Raw genomic sequence first — 815 nt, 5'->3', positions numbered from 1 at the left:
TTGGCCAGGACACGTTCGATTTCCTGGGCTATCGAACCGGTCCAGTACTTGCTCATGAGGTTGGGCACGTGCTCTACGACGCTGTTACACCTGACGCGGGTCACGAGGAGAACCCGCCAATATTCGAAACAGATCAACAGCAAGCCGAAGCAAGGCGTATTAGTGAGCGACTTCACGGACCAATTCCAGAATCAGACATCGACGGGATCTCCAGTTCCCGTATGAGCGAATCGGAGTTGTTCGCGGAGGTGTTCACCTCACTTGTTATTGAGGGTGAAGCCGCAGGTAGAGTTGCGCCGAATGCGAGCAAGCGCGTTCGTGACACTCTCGTCGATCACTTTGAGTTGCGCATCCGCTTGCTGTTCGACGGTTAGCAAAGGAAGTAAGCGCTTCCTGTAGCACGTTACTCTTCTCGCAGCTCAGTCTCAGTCCGATCGTCCGTTTCCTCAACGTCTTCGTCGGGGACTGTCAAGTTAATATCCCCAGACCCATTATGAATGACAGACAAGCCTTCACTCGCACGAATAGACCTGGTTTCTGGTGCGTCGGTGAGTGCGTCATAAATCGCCTGCGCAACCACTTTGCTTGCTACACCGACAACGAATGAAATGACGACTGTCTCGGGCCCGGTCAGGGTGTGGATTTCTCTGTAGTCGATTTTCTCATCAGTTTCGGATGCTACCTGATCAGCGAGAGACTCAATAACCGACTCCGCCTCGTGCTTTGACAAGGAATTCGCTTTGACTTCCCAGATGAGATATTCCTCTTGATCCATTTGGTTGGTTTCTGTTAGCAAGGTTATTATTACTATCGGG

The 815-nt window shown here is 51.5% G+C and carries 2 protein-coding genes; one reads left to right on the top strand and one right to left on the bottom strand.

Annotation, left to right across the window (positions count from 1 at the left end; all coding sequences use genetic code 11):
• Positions 1 to 374: hypothetical protein (locus D3D02_RS20515; RefSeq protein ID WP_233560704.1), on the top strand; the 374-nt coding region annotated here is incomplete at its 5' end.
• A 29-nt stretch (positions 375 to 403) separates the two neighbouring features.
• Here D3D02_RS20515 and D3D02_RS18090 read toward each other — a convergent pair.
• Positions 404 to 815: hypothetical protein (locus D3D02_RS18090; protein ID WP_233560703.1), on the bottom strand; the 412-nt coding region annotated here is incomplete at its 5' end.

The organism is Halobellus sp. Atlit-38R, assembly GCF_003665925.1.
GTDB classification, from domain to species: Archaea; Halobacteriota; Halobacteria; order Halobacteriales; family Haloferacaceae; genus Haloquadratum; species Haloquadratum inordinatus.
The sequence above is the reverse complement of the archived record's forward strand: the minus strand, read 5'-3'. Positions and strand labels throughout refer to the sequence as shown.